Source organism: Pseudomonas sp. 51_B (genome assembly GCF_017491595.1).
Classification (GTDB): Bacteria; Pseudomonadota; Gammaproteobacteria; order Pseudomonadales; family Pseudomonadaceae; genus Aquipseudomonas; species Aquipseudomonas promysalinigenes.
Window position 1 is genome coordinate 77,222 of record NZ_JAFGYW010000009.1, and the last position, 18,929, is coordinate 96,150.

The following is an 18,929-nucleotide window of genomic DNA, read 5'->3' on the forward strand; positions in this document are numbered from 1 at the left end:
CGTGTAATGAGTGAAAGTGCGATTGATTCGCAGTAATAGCCCTCTCACAGGTCAGCGTCCATGAACTTCACCCCTCGTTGCGTTCCCCTCTGGCTTGGCCTTGCAGCGTGCTCGGCCACCCTTGCTGCCCCTGGCCTGGCAGCTGCCGAACAACTCCAGCTGCATGGGTTCGCCCAGCCTAGCCAACCCCTGGCTCAAGCCTTGAATGCCTTCAGCCGTGCCACCGGGCAAAGCGTGGTCTACACCCTTGAGCTGCCCAATGTGCAGGCTCCGGCGCTCAACGGCTCGTTCAGTGCCGAGCAAGCTTTGCAACAGCTATTGGGCGGCAGCGGGCTGACCTGGCGCCGCCTCGACGCCCGCACCTTGACGCTCGAACCTGTGGCCAGCGCTGGCGCCCTCAACTTGCAAGCCACCACGGTGACTTCGCAGATGGACAGCTACAGCTATCAGCCGCCGGCCAGCCCATCGATCATGCGCGGCCAAGGGCCGTCCCAGGACATCCCCCAGGCGATCAACGTAGTGCCCGCGCAGGTCATTCGCGACCAGGCACCGCGCAATTTGGACGATGCGCTGGCCAACGTCAGCGGTATCACCCAGGGCAACAACTTCGGGGGCACTGCCGACACCGTGATGAAGCGCGGTTTCGGCGACAACCGTGATGGCTCGATCATGCGCGACGGCATGCCGGTGGTGCAGGGCCGCAGCCTCAATGCCAGCACCGAGCGGGTAGAAGTGCTCAAGGGCCCAGCTTCCTTGCTGTACGGCATACAAGACCCTGGCGGGGTCATCAACGTGGTCAGCAAACGCCCGCAACTGCAGCAATACAACGCGTTGAGCGTGCGTGGCTCGACCTACGGCAGCGGCAAGAATGGCAGCGGCGGTGGCCTGGACAGCACCGGTGCGCTAGGCGACAGCAACTTCGCCTATCGGCTGATCGTCGATCACGAGGACGAGGACTACTGGCGTAACTATGGCGTGCACCGCGAGTCGCTGGTGGCGCCGTCGCTGGCCTGGCTCGGTGAAGATACCCAAGTGGTGCTGGCTTACGAGCACCGCGAGTTCACCTCCCCGTTCGACCGCGGCACGGCATTCGGCAGCAACGGCCACCCCTTGAACATACCCGCTACCCGGCGGCTGGACGAGCCATTCAACGACATGCAAGGGAGGTCCGACCTCTATCGCTTGGAAGTCGACCATCAGCTGGCCGATGACTGGAAGCTACATTTCGGTTACAGCTTCAACCGCGAGACCTACGATGCCAGCCAGGTTCGCATTACTGGCATCAACGAAGCCAAGGGCACCCTGACCCGCAGTATCGATGGCACGCACAACGCCATGAGCCGCGACCAGTTCGCCACCCTGAGCCTCAATGGCACGGCCACCTTGGCCGGCCTGCAGAACGACCTGATGTTCGGCGTCGACCACGAGGACCGCAAAATCTTTCGCGGCGACCTGATCCGCCAGAGCGCCAGGTCCACGTTCAGCTACCTCAACCCGGTATATGGCCAGGAAGTGGAGGGCACCACGGTGCGTGCCAGCGATAGCGACCAGACCGACAAGCTGCGCACCGACGCCTTGTTCGTGCAGGACGCGCTGCACTTGGACGAGCACTGGATTCTGGTCGCCGGGGCGCGCTATCAGCAATACGACCAGTACGCCGGCCGCGGCCGCCCGTTCAAGGCGAACACCGACACCAATGGCCAGGCTTGGGTACCCCATGCCGGCATCGTCTACAAGGTCGACGACCAGCTGTCGTTCTATGGCAGCTACAGCGAGTCGTTCAAGCCCAACTCCAGCATCGCCCCGCTGACTGGCGGCGTGGTACTGGATTCGTCGGTGGCACCGGAAGAGGGCAAGTCCTGGGAGCTGGGTGCCAAGCTCGACATGCCCGGCAGCCTGACCGGCACATTGGCACTGTTCGATATCACCAAGCGCAACGTGCTGGTTTCCAACTTCGACAGTGCCAGCGGCGAGACGCTTTACAGCAACGCTGGCGAAGTCAACTCGCGGGGTGTCGAACTCGACCTCACCGGCCAGCTCAGCGAGCGCTGGAGCCTGATCGGCAGCTACGCGTACACCGACGCCAAGGTCACCAAGGACCCGGACATCGAAGGGAACCGCCTGCAGAACGTGGCCCGCCACAGCGGTTCGTTGTCGGCGGTGTATGACTTTGGCAGCCTGTTTGGTGGCGATCGCCTGCGTTTTGGGGCCGGGGCGCGGTATGTCGGTGAGCGGCCAGGCAACTCGACCAACACCTTCGACCTGCCCAGCTATACCGTGGCCGATGCGTTCGCCACTTACGAGACCAGGCTGGACGAACACAACGTTCGCCTGCAACTGAACGTGAAGAACCTTTTCGACAAGGTGTATTACAGCTCAGCGGTGAACCAGTACTTCGTCGCCCTCGGCGATGCGCGACAGGTGAGCGTGTCCAGCACCTTCGAATTCTGAAGGCTGGGCAGCCAGGTGGAGCCGATGCTCGCACTCAGCCACGGACGGCGCAGCGGTACTCGCCAGGGGAGGCGCCCATGGCCTGGCGGAAGCGGTTGCTGAAATGGCTGGCGCTGGCGAACCCGCACAACAGCGCCACCTGACCCAATGGCAAGTCGCCCAGGCGCAGTAGCTGGCAAGCGCGATGCAGTCGCCGCGCCAGCAGGTACTGATGCGGCGGCAGGCCGAAACTTGTGCGGAACATTCGCGCAAAGTGGTATTCGGACAAGTTACTGCGCAGGGCCAGTTCGCCCAGGGTGATCGGTTGCTCCAGGTGCGCCTCGATGTAGTCCACCAGTTGCCGACGCAGGCTAGGTGCCAACCCGCCTTTGAGCCGTAACCCGCGGCGCAGGCCAACCTGGCTGAGCACGGCATGATCGACGATGTCATGGGCCAGGCTGCTGGCTAGCAGACGCTCGGCCGGTTCATCCCAAGCCAGGGTGATCAAATGGCGAAAACGCAGCGATTGCTGGGGGTCATCGAGGAAGGTCGCCTCCTGCAGTTGCAGTTCCCGTGGTTCGCGGTCGAGCAGGCGCACGCAGCCCAAGGCGAACTGCGCCTCGCTGATATACAGGTGCGCCAGGCGGATGGCGCCGTTGACGACCCAGTTGGACTCGTGCCCGGCCGGCATGATGCACAGTTTGTCCGGCGCACCCTTGTCGGCAGGGCGCTGGCGACGGAAGGTGCCGGTGCCATCGGCGATGTAGCACGACAGGGTGTGATGGCTCGGTGCCTGATAGTCGCGTGCGTCGTCGCGGTTGCTCCACAACGCCGCCGCCAGCCCATCGCCCAGGTGCGCGCTCAGCTCCAGCCGGGCGTTGGGCGAGGCGTGCATGGCGTTGAACACTTGCAGTTGGCTCAGTGGTGTCATGGTCTGTCCTCTTGCGCTCATCCTACTGCGCCTGCGCTGCGGTGGCTGCTGTCTCAGGCGCAAAAGCGCAAGTTTGTGCAAGCGGGCAAACGTCGGTCGCAAGAATACTGAGGCTCCTGGTGAGAGCGGGGTTACCCGCGAAACGCTGGGCATCGATTTCCAAAGGACCAAGGAGCCGCCACCATGAACCTGTCCCTCTACCTGCTGACCGTGCTGATCTGGGGTACCACCTGGATCGCCTTGAAGCTGCAATTGGGCGTGGTCGCCATCCCGGTGTCGATCGTCTACCGCTTCGCCCTGGCCGGCGTGATCCTATTCGTCATCCTCCTGCTCACCCGCCGGCTGCAACCGATGGGCCGGCGCGGCCACGCTATCTGCCTCGCGCAGGGCGTGTGCCTGTTCTGCGTCAACTTCATGTGCTTTCTCACGGCCAGCCAGTGGGTTGCCAGTGGCTTGATCGCCGTGGTGTTCTCGACCGCCACCTTGTGGAATGCCCTGAATGCCCGGCTATTCTTCGGCCAGAAGATCGCCAGCAACGTGATCGGTGGTGGTGCGCTGGGTTTAGTGGGGTTGGGCCTGCTGTTCTGGCCCGAGCTTTCCCACCACCAGGCCAGCCGCGAAACCCTCTACGGGCTGGGCCTGGCCCTGCTGGGCACGCTGTGCTTCTCGGCCGGCAACATGCTTTCGAGCCTGCAGCAGAAGGCCGGGCTCAAACCCATGACCACCAACGCCTGGGGTATGGTGTACGGCGCCTCGCTGCTGGCGGTGTACTGCCTGGCCAGGGGCATCCCCTTCGCCATGCAATGGGATGCTCGCTATGTCGGCTCGCTGCTGTACCTGGTCATCCCCGGCTCGGTGATCGGCTTCACCGCCTACCTTACCTTGGTCGGGCGCATGGGACCGGAGCGGGCAGCCTATTGCACTGTGCTGTTCCCGCTGGTTGCACTGAACGTGTCGGCCTTCGCCGAGGGCTATCAGTGGACAACCCCAGCACTGTTTGGGCTGCTGGCGGTGATGGCCGGGAATGTGCTGGTGTTTCGCAAAGCCAGGGCTACTGTGCACATGCCCGCTCGGTGCCTCACAAGGGGAGCAGAACGTTGAAAAACGCCTCACCTTTGCGCTAAGTAGTCCGGTTCAGGCAGTAGATGGTGTCAGCCCTTCCACACCTGTGGGTTCACCAGATCCCGCGGCCGCTCACCGAGCAACGCCGCACGCAGGTTTTCCATCGCTCGGTTGGCCATGGCCTGTCGGGTTTCGGCTGTCGCCGAACCGATATGTGGCAAGGTCAGCGCATTGGGCAGCTTGAACAGCGGTGAGTCGCTGAGTGGTTCTTTTTCGTACACATCCAGGCCAGCGCCACGCAAGGTGCCGTTCTGCAGTGCCTCGATCAGCGCCGCCTCGTCGATTACCGGGCCTCGGGCGATGTTGATCAGAAATGCGCTCGGCTTCATCAGCTTCAGTTCGCGGGCGCCGATCAGCTTGCGTGTGGCATCGGACAGCGGTACCACCAGGCAGACGAAGTCGGCTTCGGCCAGCAACTGGTCGAGGCTGCGGTACTGGGCACCCAGCGCTTGCTCCAAGGCAGGTTTGCGGCTGTTGCCGGCATATAGGATCGGCATGTTGAAGCCGAAGTGGCCGCGGCGGGCGATGGCGGCGCCGATGTTGCCCAGGCCGACGATGCCCAAGGTCTTGCCATGCACATCGCTACCAAAGTGGGTCGGCGCAACCGTGGCCTGCCAATTGCCCGCCTTGGTCCAGGCATCGAGCTCGGCGGTGCGCCTGGCGCAGCCCATGATCAACGAGAAACCCAGGTCGGCGGTGCTCTCGGTGAGCACGTCGGGGGTGTTGGTCAAGGCGATGCCGCGCTCGTTGAAATAGTCGAGGTCATAATTGTCGTAGCCGACCGAGACACTGGACACCACCTCAAGCTTGCCCGCGCCTTCGAGCTGCGCGCGGCCAAGCTTGCGTCCGGCCCCGATCAGGCCGTGGGCTTCGGGCAGGGCTTCGTTGAACTGGGCGCTGATGTCACCGAGCTTGGGGTTGGGCACGATCACATTGAAGTCTTGCTGCAGGTGCTCGGCCATGGCCGGCGTGATGCGGCTGAAGGCCAGTACGGTCTTTTTCATCGGGCGACATCTCAGGGCGGTGATTGGGCTTGATTGGTTAGCAACCTACCATTGTCCACCGCCACTGCGCAGCAGCTTTTTAGTTGGCGATCAGCAGTTCATGGGTTTTCAGGTCAGCTTCATGGGCTGCGAGAATTTCTGGTAGCGAGTTGCGCAGGTATTCGACCCATGTCTTGATCTTGGCATCCAGGTACTGACGCGACGGGTAGATGGCATACAGGTTCAGCTCTTGCAAACGGTACTCAGGCATCACCCGCACCAGGCTGCCATCGCGCAGGCCGTCGATTGCCGAGTAGATCGGCAGCACGCCCATGCCCATGCCGCTGCGGATCGCGGTTTTCATCGCATCCGCCGAGTTGACCTGGAACGGCGAGCTGGTGATGTTCACCAGTTCCTGGCCTTCCGGGCCGTCGAACAGCCATTTCTCCAGCGGGATTACCGGGCTGACCATGCGCAGGCAGGCGTGCTTGAGCAGGTCGGCCGGCTTGTGCGCAAAGCCGTGCTTGGCCACGTAGTCGGGTGAGGCGCAGACGATGCTGTAAGTGATGCCCAGGCGCTGCGAAACGAAGCCTGAGTCCGGCAGTTCGGTGGCCAGCACGATCGACACGTCATAGCCCTCGTCGAGCAGATCGGGCACGCGGTTGGCCATGGTCAGGTCGAACGTCACGTCCGGGTGCGATTCACGGTAGCGGGCGATGGCATCGACCACGAAGTGCTGACCGACACCGGTCATCGAATGCACTTTCAGTTGCCCGGCAGGCCGGGCATGGGCGTCACTGGCTTCGGCTTCGGCTTCTTCGACGTAGGTAAGGATCTGTTCGCAGCGCATCAGGTATCGCTTGCCCGCCTCGGTCAGGGCGATGCGCCGCGTGGTGCGGTTAAGCAGACGGGTTTGCAGATGGGCTTCCAGGTTGGAGACCGCCCGCGACACGTTCGCGGTGGTCGTATCCAGTTGCGCCGCAGCAGCCGTGAAGCTGCCCAACTGGGCTACGCAACTGAAAGCACGCATGTTTTGCAGGGTGTCCATGGGTCACTCTCAAGATAGAGGGCAAAATTGTGTCACGAAGTAACGTAAATGTGCTTTCGACCAAAGCCGGATTATCGCTTTTTCGGTAACAAAGATTCGCAGGAATGTGCGCTTATCGCCAGTGCGGCCGGCCCCTAGAATTGCCCAGCCCCTTCACCTCTTCCTCGGGAAATCGCAGCAGTGCCGCGTCGCATCATCAGAACGCTCCACGTGTTCAGTGCCTGTGCCCTTAGCATTACCTTGAGCGGCTGTATCGGAACCTGGGGCATCGCCCCGCACAGCAAGCCTCTACAAGCCAATACCCTGACTACAGACGCCGCCATTGGCCAAGCTGCCAGTGATGCGCACTGGCCTGAGCAGCGCTGGTGGCAGGCTTACGCAGACCCGCAGCTGGATCGTTGGATCGACCTCGCCCTGGCCGGCAGCCCGAGCCTGGCCATGGCGGCGGCCCGTGTGCGTGAAGCCAAGGCCATGGCTGGGGTGGTGGAAGCGGCAGAAAAGCTTCAGGCCAATGGCCAGGCCACACTCAAGCGCCACAACTGGCCTGAAGATCAGTTCTACGGCCCAGGCGCGCTGTCGGGTGCCAACACCTGGGACAACAACGCCGCCATTGGGTTGAGCTATGCCCTGGACCTGTGGGGCCGTGAGCGCAATGCCAGCGAGCAGGCTTTGGACCAAGCCCACATGAGCGTGGCGCAGGCCCGCCAGGCCCAGCTCGAACTGCAGAACAACATCGTCAAGGCCTACATACAATTGAGCCTGCAGTTTGCCCGGCGCGATATCGTCAAGGCTGAACTCCAGCAACAGGAGCAGATTCTGGCCTTGGCCGAGCGGCGCCTGGACGGCGGCATTGGCACCCATTTCGAAGTCAGCCAGGCCCAAGCGCCGCTGCCCGAAACCCATCGCCAGCTCGATAGCCTGGACGAGGAGATCGCCCTGACCCGCAACCAGTTGGCGGCATTGGCCGGGAAAGGCCCAGGGGAGGGGGCGCAGTTGCAGCGGCCCACTTTGGCCCTCGCGGCACCGCTGAAACTGCCTTCTAAGCTGCCGGCCGAGTTGGTCGGTCAGCGCCCGGACGTAGTCGCCAGCCGCTGGCAGGTCGCGGCCCAGGCACGTGGCATCGATGTCGCCCACGCTGCTTTTTTCCCCAACGTCGACCTGGTGGGCAGCCTGGGCTTCATGGCCACAGGGGGTGGCCCGCTGGCATTTCTGACCGGCCGCAAATTCAATTACAGCGTCGGCCCTGCGATCAGCCTGCCGGTCTTCGATGGTGGCCGCTTGCGTTCGCAACTGGGCGTTGCCTCGGCGGGGTATGACGTGGCCGTGGCGCGCTACAACCAGACAGTGATCGGCGCACTGAAGAACATCTCTGACCAGCTGATCCGCCGGGAGTCGATGAAGCAGCAGGCCCATTTGGCCGCCGAGTCGGTGGCGGCTGCGCAAAAAACCTACGACATCGCCATGGTGGCCTTCCAGCGGGGCCTGACCGACTACCTCAATGTGCTCAATGCACAGACCTTGCTGTTGCGCCAACAGCAGGTGCAGCAGCAGGTGCAGGCCGCCCGCCTGATCGCCCATGCCGACCTGGTCACCGCCCTGGGCGGCGGTTTGCAGGCGGGCCAGGATGTGCCCACGCAAGAGCGCCAAATAGCGCCGAAAACCCCGGCCACCCTGGCGATTTTCGACCCGCAGGCGGACCACGCCGAATGAGCATGTTGAGTCTGCCAATGCGCTGGCTGCAGCGCCTGGAGTGGCGCCGGGGCTTTTTTGCCTGGGTGCGCACCGATGGGGTCACCTGGGTCTACATCTTCAAGGTGCTGGCGGCGGCTTTCATCACCTTGTGGCTGGCGATGCGCCTGGAGTTGCCGCAACCACGCACGGCAATGATCACCGTGTTCATCGTCATGCAGCCACAGAGTGGCCATGTGTTCGCCAAAAGCTTCTACCGGGTACTGGGGACTCTGGCCGGGTCAGTGATGATGGTCGCCTTGATCGCCCTGTTCCCGCAGAACACCGAGCTTTTCTTGCCGAGCCTGGCCGTGTGGGTGGGGTTGTGCTCCGCTGGCGCCATGCGCTACCGCACCTTTCGTGCCTATGGCTTCGTGCTCGCCGGCTACACCGCAGTGATGATCGGCCTGCCTGTGCTACAGCATCCGGACCAGGCGTTCATGGCGGCGGTTTGGCGAGCGTTGGAAATCGCCCTGGGCATCATGGTGTCGACCTTGGTTAGCGCTGCGATCTTGCCGCAATCGGCCAGCGCTGCCATGCGCAACGCGTTGTACCAGCGCTTTGGCGTGTTTGCCGCCGTCGTGGTGCAAGCCTTGCGCGGCGACAGCCAGCGTGAGTGGTTCGAAAGCAGCAACGTGCGCTTCGTCGCCGAAGCGGTGGGGCTGGAGAGCCTGCGCAATGTCACCGCCTTCGAAGATCCGCACATGCGTCGGCGCTCGGGCCGGTTGGTGCGTATGAACAGCGAGTTCATGGCCATCACCACGCGCTTCAACGCTTTACATCGCCTGTTGGAACGCTTGCGCGCCCGTGGGCCGCTGCAGATCGTCGGCGCCATCGAACCGGGCCTGGAAACCTTGGGGCAGTTGCTACAGCCGTATGTGGGCCGAGCCCTGACCGATGCCGATGCGCTACGCCTGACGCTGGAGCTGGCAGCCTACAAGGAAGGCCTGCAGGCACAGGTACGTAGCCTACGCGCCGATTACCTGGCAACCGGCCCCAGCGAAGCCGACCTGCTCGATTTCCACACGGCATTCGAGCTGCTTTATCGCTTTGTCGACGAGATGTATAGCTACGCCCAAACCCATGCCTCGCTGGCCGCGCACAGGCACGAGCGCGAGCAGTGGGACGAGCCCTATGTGGCGCAGACCAGTTGGCTGGTATCGCTGGCTGCCGGTGTGCGGGCCTCGGCGGTATTGTTGCTGCTGGGCAGCTACTGGCTGCTGAGCGACTGGCCCAGCGGCGCCATGATGACCCTGGTGGCCACCGTGACCGTGTGCCTGTCGGCGGCTTCGCCGAACCCCAAGCGCATGTCGTTCCAGATGGCCTGTGGTACGGCGGTCGGTGCCTTCGTCGGCTTTTTCGAAACGTTTTTCGTGTTCCCCTGGATCGACGGCTTCCCCCTGCTATGCATGGTGCTGGCGCCGGTTTTCGTATTGGGTGCGTTTCTCTCATCGCGGCCGGCGTATGCAGGTTACGGCATCGGCCTGCTGGTGTTCTTCTCCATAGGCTCTGTGCCGAACAACCTGACCGCTTTTGACCCCTACGGCTTCATCAATGACTACATAGGCATGGTCATCGGCATGTTCGTTTGCGCCGCGGCGGGTGCGATCATTCTGCCGCCCAACAGCCGCTGGTTGTGGAGTCGCCTGGAGCAGGCGTTGCGCGAGCAGGTGCTGTTCGCCATCAGCGGGCGCCTGCGCGGCATAGGCTCGGCCTTCGAGAGCCGCACCCGCGACCTGTTGCACCAGGCGTATGGCCTTGCGGCCGGCAAGCCGCAGGTGCAGAGCCAATTGATGGGCTGGATGTTCACGGTGCTCGAGATCGGCCATGCCATCATCGAACTGCGCAAGGAGCAGGCCCTCGCGCCGATCCACCCGGCCTACGCCGAGTCGCAGCCTTGGCGCCAGGCGATCCGTGTCATGGGCCGTGCCTTGGCGCGCTTGTTCTTGCAGCCCAACGCCAGCAACCACGAGCGGGCATTGGTCGCGGTGGACCACGCCATTGCGCGCGTGCAGGCCACCGACGAGCCGTTCGCCCGGCATTTCGACACCTCGGTGCTGCGCCGCGCGCAAAGCTACCTGCACTTCATCCGGTCCTCTTTGTTGGACCCACAGTCGCCATTGGCACCTGCCAAAGGAACACCTCATGCCCCGTGAAATCGCCTTCCATGGCGTTTATATGCCCACCATGACCCTGATATTCCTGTTCGCCCTGGGCCTGGCCTGGGGCCTGGACCGGTTCATCGCCAGCCATGATGGTTATCGCTTTTTCTGGCACCCGGCGCTGTTGCGCCTGAGCCTGTTCGTCTGCCTGTTCGGCGCCTTGGCGCTGTCGCTCTACTGGTGAGAAACCTTCGATGAAAAAGTTCTTCAGCCTGATCGCCACCTTGCTGGTACTGACCGCTGCCGTGGTGATCGGTCGCCAGTTGTGGCTGCATTACATGACCACGCCATGGACCCGTGACGGCCGTGTCCGGGCCGATATCATCAACGTCGCCGCCGATGTGCCTGGTTATGTAGTAGACGTGCCAGTCAAGGACAACCAGCGGGTGAAGAAGGGCGACCTGTTGATCCAGATCGACCCGGAGCACTACCAGTTGGCGGTCGACCAAGCCAAGGCGCTGGTCGCTTCGCGCAAGGCCACCTGGGAAATGCGCAAGGTCAACGCCAAACGCCGCGCCGACCTGGACAACCTGGTGATCTCCAAGGAAAACCGCGATGACGCCAGCAACATCGCCAATGCGGCTCAAGCCGATTACCAGCAGGCCCTGGCCGAACTGGCGGCAGCCGAATTGAACCTCAAACGCACCCATATCGTCGCCACGGTGGACGGTTACGTGACCAACCTGAACATCCACAACGGGGACTATGCCCGCACCGGTGAAGCGGTGATGGCGCTGGTCGATGAGCATTCGTTCTGGGTGTATGGCTTTTTCGAGGAGACCAAGCTGCCCCATGTGAAAGTCGGCGATCAGGCCGAGTTGCAAATGATGAGCGGCGAGCGCCTCAAGGGGCATGTGCAGAGCATCGCCCGCGGCATTTACGACCGCGACAACCCACAGAGCCGTGAGCTGATCGCCGATGTGAACCCGACCTTCAACTGGGTGCGCCTGGCGCAGCGGGTGCCGGTTCGCATTCACATCGATGAAGTGCCGGATGGGTTTTTGTTGGCGGCGGGGACGACCTGTACGGTGGTGGTGACGCCAAGTTCGCCTTGAGCGACGGATTGCCGGTGAGACCGAGCGCCGCCCGCGCGGCGCTCGATCTCACCGGCCATGAACCTCTCAAGTCAACCCTGCGCAGCCCCCACCAACACCGGCACCTCGACTCGGTCAATGACCTTCGCACTGATCGACGGATCCAGTAGCCGGCCCAGCCTGGAAAGGTGGCGATGGCCCATGATGATCAGTTCGCAGTTCAGCGCTTGTGCCTTGGCGACGATTGCCTCCACCGGCTGCCTTGCAACCAGGTAGCCCTGACTGCTGAAACCGGCCTGCTGAAGTTGCTGAACGGCTTCGGCCACAGCGCGTTCGCCATGGCGCTGTTCCTCGCACGCAGCGGGGTATTCTTCAAGCTCCTGGGCTGTGTAGGGGGCGGGTTTGTCGTGCACAGCGAAGGTCGTGTCGATGGCCAGCAGTACGTGCAACTCATGGTCACCGGGGCGGCAGTAGCGGCTGGCGAGGGTGAGCAGGGCCGCGCAGGCAGGGGAGGCGTCGATGGCGATCAGAACGGGGCTGGGCATACGGGCTCCTCTTGGAAACAGGTTTTAGGCAACGACTGCCCTCTCGCCGGTCTACCCGCGAAAAGGCCATACCCGATTCTTCGCTCATTTCACCTACTGAATAAACACTCTTTTACGCATTAGCGCATTGCATCTGGTGCAATCCACCAACCTGCTACCATCGCTTTCCACACAGTGCTAACGGAAAAAACGGCGATGCAACTCCCGGACATGAACCTGCTCGTGGCCCTCGATGCACTGCTCGATGAAGGCAGCGTAGTGGGCGCCGCACAGCGCATGAATCTCAGCCCGGCGGCAATGAGCCGTACCTTGGGGCGTATTCGCGATGCCTTGGGCGATCCGATTCTGGTCCGGGCCGGCCGTGGCCTTGTGCCAACGCCACGAGCGTTGGCCCTGCGCGAACAGGTGGCCGCATTGGTGGAGCAGGCCGGGGAAGTGTTCCGCAGCGCCGATGAAGTCGACCTGCGTCGTCTGGACCGGGCTTTCAACATTCGCACCAATGACCTGTTCATCGCCTTGTATGGCGCCCAACTGCTACGGCGCATGCATGAGCAGGCGCCGCGCACGGTACTGCGCTTCGTCCCGGAAAGCCCAGGTGGCGATGACGACAGCGTGCTGCGGGTTGGGCACACCGACCTGATCATCAGCTCGACCGTCGACCTTGGCCCCGAGATCAAGGTGCAGAGCCTGTTCCAGACTTATTACGTTGGCCTGGCTCGGCGCGATCACCCAATTTTCGACCAACCCATCACTGCGCAAAGCTTCGCCAGTTACCCACAGATCAGCGTCTCCCGCCGTGGCCGGGCCAACGGCCCGATCGACGTGGAGCTCGCCAATTTCAAAGTGCGTCGACGGGTTGCGCTGATTACCCCAAGCTTCCACTCAGCGTTGTTCTCGCTGCCAGATTCCGACCTGATTCTGCCCATGCCGGCAAACATCCTTAACAGCGTTCACAAGCTTGGGCTGCCGTTACGCTCGTTCGAGATCCCGGTGCCGTTGGAGCGGGTCACCGTTCTGCAAGCCTGGCATCCGCGCATGCACAATGACCCCGCCCATCGCTGGTTACGGCAAACATTGAAAGCCTGCTGCAGCGTCGACCCTTGAGCCCGATTGCGTCTGGCGCAATTTAAAACTGCCGAGAAGTCAGTTTTCGTCAGCATTCGAGCTTTTTAGACTTACTCCAGTCGCAATTATGTTGCTGGAGATTTCTACTGTGAATGCCTTGTCCGCCCCAGTTGCCCAAACCACTGCCGGCCCCGCGCCAGCAGTTTTTGGCCTGCGGGTAGTGGTTGGGTTGTTCGGTGTATTGCTCGCTGTTTTGTGTGCTGGGCTCAACGAGTCGGTGACCAAGATTTCGCTTGCCGATATCCGCGGGGGCATGGGTATCGGTGCAGACGAAGGTGCGTGGCTGCTGGCGGTGTACAGCGCTGCATCGGTTAGCGCCATGGCCTTCGCACCGTGGCTGGCCACCACCTTCTCCCTGCGCCGCTTTACCCTGAGCGCCATTGGGCTGTTCGCCGTGCTGGGCTTGCTGCAGCCGTTTGCGCCCAACCTGCACAGCCTTATGCTGTTACGCGTGCTGCAGGGGTTGGCTTCTGGCGCGTTGCCGCCGATGCTGATGAGTGTGGCCCTGCGCTTTCTGCCGCCAGGCATCAAGGTCTATGGCCTGGCGTGTTATGCCTTGACCGCGACCTTCGGGCCTAACCTGGGCACACCGCTGGCGGGCCTGTGGACCGAGTACGTCGGTTGGCAGTGGGCGTTCTGGCAGATCATTCTACCCTCGGCCTTGGCCATGTTCTGCGTCGGCTGGGGCTTACCGCAGGACCCTCTGCGCCTGGAGCGCTTCAGGCAGTTCGACTGGGGTGGGGTGCTGCTGGGCTTGCCGGCGATCAGTTGCATCGTACTCGGCCTGTCGTTGGGTGACCGCTGGGGCTGGTTCGATTCCACTCTGATCTGCTGGTTGCTGGGCGGTGGCGTGCTGTTGCTGGCGCTGTTTCTGTTCAATGAATGGTCGCAGCCGTTGCCATTCTTCCAACTGCGCATGCTGCAGCGGCGCAACCTCAGTTTTGCCCTGGTGACCCTGGCCGGGGTGTTGATCGTATTGTCCGGTGTGGGCAGCATCCCGTCGGCGTACCTGGCGCAGATCCAGGGGTACCGGCCGGCACAGACCAGCCCGCTGATGCTGCTGGTGGCCATGCCGCAGTTGCTGGCGCTGCCGTTGACCGCAGCGCTGTGCAACATCCGCGCAGTGGACTGCCGCTGGGTACTGGCCGTGGGCCTGGCCATGCTGGCGGCGTCCTGTGTGGGCAGCAGCCTGTTGACCAGTCAATGGGTTCGGGGCGACTTCTACCCGTTCTACGTGCTGCAGGTCTTCGGCCAACCGATGGCCGTGCTGCCCTTGCTGATGCTCTCCACCAACGGCATGAGCCCACAGGAGGGCCCGTTCGCCTCCAGTTGGTTCAACACGGTCAAAGGCTTGGCCGCTGTGATTGCCGGGGGCTTGCTTGATGCCTTGGGCACCCTGCGTCGGCACTTTCATTCCAACCACCTGGTGGACAGCCTGGGTAATGCCCCACTGCTCGACGACAACGCAGCCGGCCTTGCCAAGCGCGTGCATGAGCAGGCCCTGGTGCTCACATCGGCCGACCTTTACCTGGTCATGGCCGGCGTTGCCGTGGCGCTGATCTGCCTGATTCCTTTCGTGCCTACTCGGGTCTATCCGCCGCGCGCGGTGGCTTGAACCCTGGATGAATTCGAGACACTGAACATGACCAATCACCGCAAAACTCTCGTTATCGGCTCGGTGCTCGCTGTGGCCGTACTCGCCGCGCTGGTCGGCCCATGGCTGTTGGGCAGCGATCACCGCCAGCGGACCAACGATGCCTACGTGATCGCCGACTACACCGTGGTTGCGCCCAAGGTGTCGGGCTTTATCAAGCAGGTGCTGGTGGAGGACAACCAGCAGGTCAAGGCCGGTCAGTTGCTGGCGACCATCGATGCCCGTGACTATGAAGCTGCGCTGGATGCCGCTCAGGCTCAGTTGTTGGTAGCCAAGGCGCAGAGCGCCGATGCCCGCGCCACCCTCGAACGCCAGGGCGCATTGATTGCCCAGGCGCAGGCGGCGGTGACGGCGGCCCAGGCCGAAGCCTCGTTCGCTGACCACGAGGTGCACCGCTACAGCCGCTTGGCTGAACAGGGCGCGGGTACCGTGCAGAATGCTCAGCAGGCGCGCAGCAGGGTCGACCAGGCCCGTGCCCGGCTGGCCAACACCCAGGCGGCGCTGCTGGCCACCCGTAAGCAGGTGGACATCCTCACGGCCCAGGTGGCCAGCGCCGATGGCCAGCTCAAGCGCGCCGAGGCCGGGTTGGAGAAAGCCCAGCTGGATCTGTCTTACACCCGCATCACTGCACCGGTCGATGGCATGGTCGGGGAGCGCGCACTGCGCGTGGGGGCGTTCGTCAACCCGGGCGCACGCCTGCTGTCGGTGGTGCCGCTGCAGCAAGCCTATGTGGTAGGCAACTTCCAGGAAACCCAGTTGACCCACGTCCAGCCCGGCCAACCGGTGACCATCAGTGTGGATACGTTCTCCGGTGCCACCCTCAAGGGGCGCGTGCAGAGTATCGCCCCGGCCACCGGCGTGACCTTCGCTGCGGTCAAACCCGATAACGCAACCGGCAACTTCACCAAGGTAGTGCAACGCATACCGGTGAAGATCGTCTTCGATGATGGCCAGCCACTGCTTGAACGCCTGCGGGTGGGCATGTCGGTGGAGGCCACCATCGATACCGAAGGCGATAGCCTGGCGAGCCAAGAGGTCACCGCGCGATGAAGCCTGCCTTACGCTTGAGCCCGTTGTTTCTGGCTGCGGTGATGGCCGGCTGCACCCTCGGCCCGGACTTCCAGCGCCCCGACACCCCTGCGCCGCAGCACTGGGCAGCGTTGCAAGGTGAAGCCGCTGCGAGCCAGCCGCAAGCCGAACCGCTGCAACTGCGCTGGTGGGAGACCTTTAACGACCCACGCCTGAGCGCGCTGATCCAGCGTGTTGCCGATAACAACCTGGACTTGCAGATGGCCAGTGCGCGCTTGCTGCAAAGCCGCGCTCTGCGTAACACCGTGGCAGCGGATCAGACGCCATCGGTCGCTGCCAACGCCAGTTACAGCCGCGCCCGCAACAGTGCCGAAGGCCTCAGCGATCCCTCCGGGAATGCCGGTCACTCAGCTTTCAACCTTTGGCAGGGCGACCTGGTCGCTGGCTGGGAGCTGGACCTGTGGGGCCGGGTGCGGCGCCAGGTGGAGGCGGCCGACGCTACCGTGCAGGTGGCCGAGAACGATCGGCGTAGTGTGCTGCTGGCGCTGCTGGCCGAAACTGCCGGCAACTACATTCAGCTGCGCGCCGTCCAACACACCCTGGAAGTCACCCGCGACAACCTCAAGGTTGCTGAACATAGCCTCAAGCTCTCCCAGGACCGCCAGGCCGAAGGCGTCGCCACGCGCTTGGACGTGGCCCAGGCCAGCGCTCAGGTCGCGTCCATCCAGGCACGCCTGCCAAGCCTTGAGGCCAGGCGTGACGACCTGATCAATGCCCTGAGCCTGCTCGCCGCCCAGCCGCCGCGCAGCTTGCAGGCCGAGCTGCTGGCGTCTGCCCAGTTGCCTGCACCGCAGCAGAGCTTCGCCATTGGTCTGCCGTCCGAGCTGGCCGAGCGGCGCCCAGACATCCGCAAGGCCCAGGCGCGCCTTCATGCAGCCACCGCCAGTATTGGAGTGGCCAAGGCTGATTTCTACCCGAGCATTCGGCTGTCAGGCAATGTCGGTTTCCAGGCCATGCAACTTGCGGATTTCGGTGCCTGGGATTCGCGTCGCTTCGACTTCGGCCCCCAGTTGTCGCTGCCAATCTTCGAGGGTGGCCGGCTCAAGGGCACCTTGGAGCTGCGCGAGGCGCAGCAGCAGGAGGCGGCGTTGAACTATCGCAAGGTGGTGCTCAATGCCTGGCACGAAATCGACGATGTGCTACGCCTTTACAACGCCAGTCAATTACGCCGCGATCACTTGGCAGAGGCGGTACGACAGAACCGCATCGCCCTGGAAACCGCCCAGCGTCAGTACGTCGAAGGGGCGGTGGATTTTCTCAATGTGCTGAGCGTGCAGGGGGCCCTGCTGGCTAGCGAAGAGCAATGGATCGACAGTTCGGCCGCGGTGTCCCAGGCGCTGGTCGGCTTGTACAAAGCCCTGGGCGGCGGCTGGCAGGCGTTCGATGAACAAACCCAGCATTCTCATGGTTGAGGAGCAGCACACATGCATATTTCCTTGAACGGTAAGCGGGCCATCGTCAGTGGTTCCACAGCAGGCATCGGCCTGGCCATCGCCATGGGGCTGGCCGAAGCAGGCGCAGAGGTGGTGCTAAACGGGCGCACTCAAGCTCGTGTCGACGCAGCCCTCAAGGCGGTTCGCGAACGGGTGCCACACGCGCGCATCATCGGCATCGCCGCTGACCTTGGCACTGCGCAGGGTGCCCAGCAGCTGTTCGGCCAGGTGCCGCACACCGATATTCTGGTCAACAACCTTGGCATCTTCGAGCCCAAGCCATTCTTCGAGATCGATGATGCCGATTGGCAACGCTTCTTCGACGTCAATGTACTCAGCGCAGTGCGCTTGTCGCGCCATTACGCGCAAGGTATGGCCGAGCGCAAGTGGGGGCGAGTGATTTTCCTGTCCAGCGAGTCGGCACTGCAGATTCCCACTGAAATGGTCCACTACGGCATGACCAAGACCGCGCTGCTGGCGGTGTCCCGCGGGCTGGCCGAAACCTTGGCCGGCACGGGCGTCACGGTGAATTCGGTGCTGCCGGGGCCGACCCGCTCGGAGGGTGTGGGCGATTTCTTTGCCAAGCTTGCGCAAGAGCAGGGTGTGTCCACCGATGAGTTGGAAGCCAGTTTTCTGGCCGAGCACCGGCCGACTTCATTGCTCAAGCGGCTGGCGACAGTGGAGGAAGTGGCGAACATGGTGGTGTATCTGGCCTCCCTGCAGGCCAGTGCCACCACTGGAGCTGCCTTGCGAGTCGATGGCGGAGTCTTGCGTTCCATCGCCTGATTTGCTTCGAAGCAGCCGACGCCGATTTCAAAGCGGGCGCAGCAGGCCGAAGCGCTTGCGCAGGGCCCAATCCAGCAGCCGCCGTGGCAGCAGTCGGGCCATCAACGGCAACGCCGTGCTGCCGTTGCCCAAGCGCACCAACGGCGGCACAGGCGCTTTGCCGACGGCTGCCAGCACGCCCTTGGCAAATTCGGCCGCTGGCGTGGGTTTGTCCTGCGAGGCGCGTGCCCGGGCCTGCACATGCTCGCGCAGCGGCCACCATGCCGAGTCCGCCGCCAGCACCTGATCCGCCTGGCGCTGGGCATTGCTGGCAAATTGCGAGGCAATGGCTCCGGGCTGCACTTGCATCACTTGGATGCCGAACGGCGCAAGCTCAAGGCGCAGCGCATCGCTCAGGGCATGCACGGCAGCCTTGGACGCACAGTAGGCGCCTGCGAAAGGGGTGACCAGCACCCCGGAGACGCTACCGATATTGACCACCAGCCCTCGCGCACGACGCAGCAGTGGGAACAGTGCGCGGGTGACCCCGACGACCGCGAACACGTTGGTGTCGAATTGCTGGCGCAGGGCATCGACGCCGCCATCGAGCAGCGGGCCCATGGCACCGAAGCCGGCATTGTTGATCAAGACGTCCAGGCCACCAAGCTGTGTTTGCAGCTCATCGGCCAAGCGCGCGAGGGCTTCTTCGTCGTTGACGTCCAGCTGCCTTGCGGTGAAGCCGGCAGCGGACAGTTGTTCGACATCTTCAGGCTTGCGAGCCGTGGCCCACACATCATGGCCGGCATCGCGAAAGGCATCGGCCAGGGCGCGGCCGATGCCGCTGGAACAACCGGTGATCAAAACGCTGGGCATAGGGAGA

16 protein-coding genes are annotated in these 18,929 nt (G+C 63.2%); 11 read left to right on the forward strand and 5 right to left on the reverse strand.

Going from position 1 to position 18,929, the window contains the following annotated elements; translation table 11 throughout:
* Positions 1-60: 60 nt before the first annotated feature.
* Complete coding sequence (locus J5M56_RS12710; protein ID WP_207937055.1) at positions 61-2,451, forward strand: TonB-dependent receptor; 2,391 nt, start codon at positions 61-63, stop codon at positions 2,449-2,451.
* 34 nt (positions 2,452-2,485) lie between these two features.
* Here J5M56_RS12710 and J5M56_RS12715 read toward each other — a convergent pair whose 3' ends face one another.
* Positions 2,486-3,361, reverse strand: coding sequence for an AraC family transcriptional regulator (locus tag J5M56_RS12715; protein ID WP_060478955.1), 876 nt, complete (start codon positions 3,359-3,361; stop codon positions 2,486-2,488).
* Between the two features lie 183 nt (positions 3,362-3,544).
* Here J5M56_RS12715 and J5M56_RS12720 point away from each other — a divergent pair, with 183 nt between their 5' ends.
* The gene (locus J5M56_RS12720; protein WP_207937057.1) at positions 3,545-4,462 is read left to right on the forward strand and encodes a DMT family transporter; all 918 of its coding nucleotides are present in this window, start codon (positions 3,545-3,547) and stop codon (positions 4,460-4,462) included.
* 50 nt (positions 4,463-4,512) lie between these two features.
* Here J5M56_RS12720 and J5M56_RS12725 read toward each other — a convergent pair whose 3' ends face one another.
* Together J5M56_RS12725 and J5M56_RS12730 are read right to left on the reverse strand one after the other, a co-directional pair.
* Positions 4,513-5,487 carry a D-glycerate dehydrogenase gene (locus J5M56_RS12725; RefSeq protein WP_207937059.1) on the reverse strand — a complete coding sequence of 325 codons (975 nt, stop codon included), beginning with the start codon at positions 5,485-5,487 and terminating at the stop codon, positions 4,513-4,515.
* A 79-nt stretch (positions 5,488-5,566) separates the two neighbouring features.
* Positions 5,567-6,514, reverse strand: a complete 948-nt coding sequence (locus J5M56_RS12730; protein WP_060478959.1) for a LysR family transcriptional regulator — start codon at positions 6,512-6,514, stop codon at positions 5,567-5,569.
* 180 nt (positions 6,515-6,694) lie between these two features.
* On the opposite strand from J5M56_RS12730, the gene J5M56_RS12735 reads away from it, so the two are divergent.
* The 4 genes from J5M56_RS12735 to J5M56_RS12750 are packed head-to-tail and all read left to right on the forward strand — an operon-like array spanning position 6,695 to position 11,459.
* Complete coding sequence (locus tag J5M56_RS12735) at positions 6,695-8,224, forward strand: efflux transporter outer membrane subunit (protein ID WP_207937061.1); 1,530 nt, start codon at positions 6,695-6,697, stop codon at positions 8,222-8,224.
* Positions 8,221-10,398: an FUSC family protein gene (locus J5M56_RS12740; protein ID WP_207937062.1), complete on the forward strand. Its 2,178-nt coding sequence runs from the start codon at positions 8,221-8,223 to the stop codon at positions 10,396-10,398. Before J5M56_RS12735 ends, J5M56_RS12740 begins: the two co-directional genes overlap by 4 nt.
* Positions 10,388-10,588 carry a DUF1656 domain-containing protein gene (locus tag J5M56_RS12745; RefSeq protein WP_060478962.1) on the forward strand — a complete coding sequence of 67 codons (201 nt, stop codon included), beginning with the start codon at positions 10,388-10,390 and terminating at the stop codon, positions 10,586-10,588. The genes J5M56_RS12740 and J5M56_RS12745 overlap by 11 nt, the downstream gene beginning before the upstream one ends.
* A gap of 10 nt (positions 10,589-10,598) precedes the next feature.
* Positions 10,599-11,459 (forward strand): HlyD family secretion protein, encoded by an 861-nt coding sequence (locus J5M56_RS12750; protein WP_207937063.1) that lies wholly within the window; start codon positions 10,599-10,601, stop codon positions 11,457-11,459.
* Positions 11,460-11,530: 71 nt separating this feature from the next.
* Here J5M56_RS12750 and J5M56_RS12755 read toward each other — a convergent pair whose 3' ends face one another.
* Entirely contained in the window at positions 11,531-11,983 is a 453-nt protein-coding gene (locus J5M56_RS12755) for a universal stress protein (protein WP_207937064.1), read from the reverse strand.
* A 195-nt stretch (positions 11,984-12,178) separates the two neighbouring features.
* Between J5M56_RS12755 and J5M56_RS12760 the strand changes: the two genes are divergently transcribed.
* The 5 genes from J5M56_RS12760 (at position 12,179) to J5M56_RS12780 (ending at position 18,070) form a co-directional block, all read left to right on the forward strand.
* Positions 12,179-13,087 carry a LysR family transcriptional regulator gene (locus J5M56_RS12760; protein WP_060478965.1) on the forward strand — a complete coding sequence of 303 codons (909 nt, stop codon included), beginning with the start codon at positions 12,179-12,181 and terminating at the stop codon, positions 13,085-13,087.
* Positions 13,088-13,196: 109 nt separating this feature from the next.
* Positions 13,197-14,723: an MFS transporter gene (locus tag J5M56_RS12765; RefSeq protein WP_207937065.1), complete on the forward strand. Its 1,527-nt coding sequence runs from the start codon at positions 13,197-13,199 to the stop codon at positions 14,721-14,723.
* A gap of 27 nt (positions 14,724-14,750) precedes the next feature.
* Complete coding sequence (locus tag J5M56_RS12770) at positions 14,751-15,812, forward strand: HlyD family secretion protein (RefSeq protein ID WP_186477451.1); 1,062 nt, start codon at positions 14,751-14,753, stop codon at positions 15,810-15,812.
* Positions 15,809-17,263 carry an efflux transporter outer membrane subunit gene (locus J5M56_RS12775; protein ID WP_207937066.1) on the forward strand — a complete coding sequence of 485 codons (1,455 nt, stop codon included), beginning with the start codon at positions 15,809-15,811 and terminating at the stop codon, positions 17,261-17,263. Before J5M56_RS12770 ends, J5M56_RS12775 begins: the two co-directional genes overlap by 4 nt.
* Before the next feature lie 12 nt (positions 17,264-17,275).
* The gene (locus tag J5M56_RS12780) at positions 17,276-18,070 is read left to right on the forward strand and encodes an SDR family oxidoreductase (RefSeq protein WP_207937067.1); all 795 of its coding nucleotides are present in this window, start codon (positions 17,276-17,278) and stop codon (positions 18,068-18,070) included.
* 27 nt (positions 18,071-18,097) lie between these two features.
* Here the strand turns inward: J5M56_RS12780 and J5M56_RS12785 are convergent, their stop codons facing one another.
* Positions 18,098-18,922, reverse strand: a complete 825-nt coding sequence (locus J5M56_RS12785) for an SDR family oxidoreductase (protein WP_207937068.1) — start codon at positions 18,920-18,922, stop codon at positions 18,098-18,100.
* Positions 18,923-18,929: the final 7 nt, after the last annotated feature.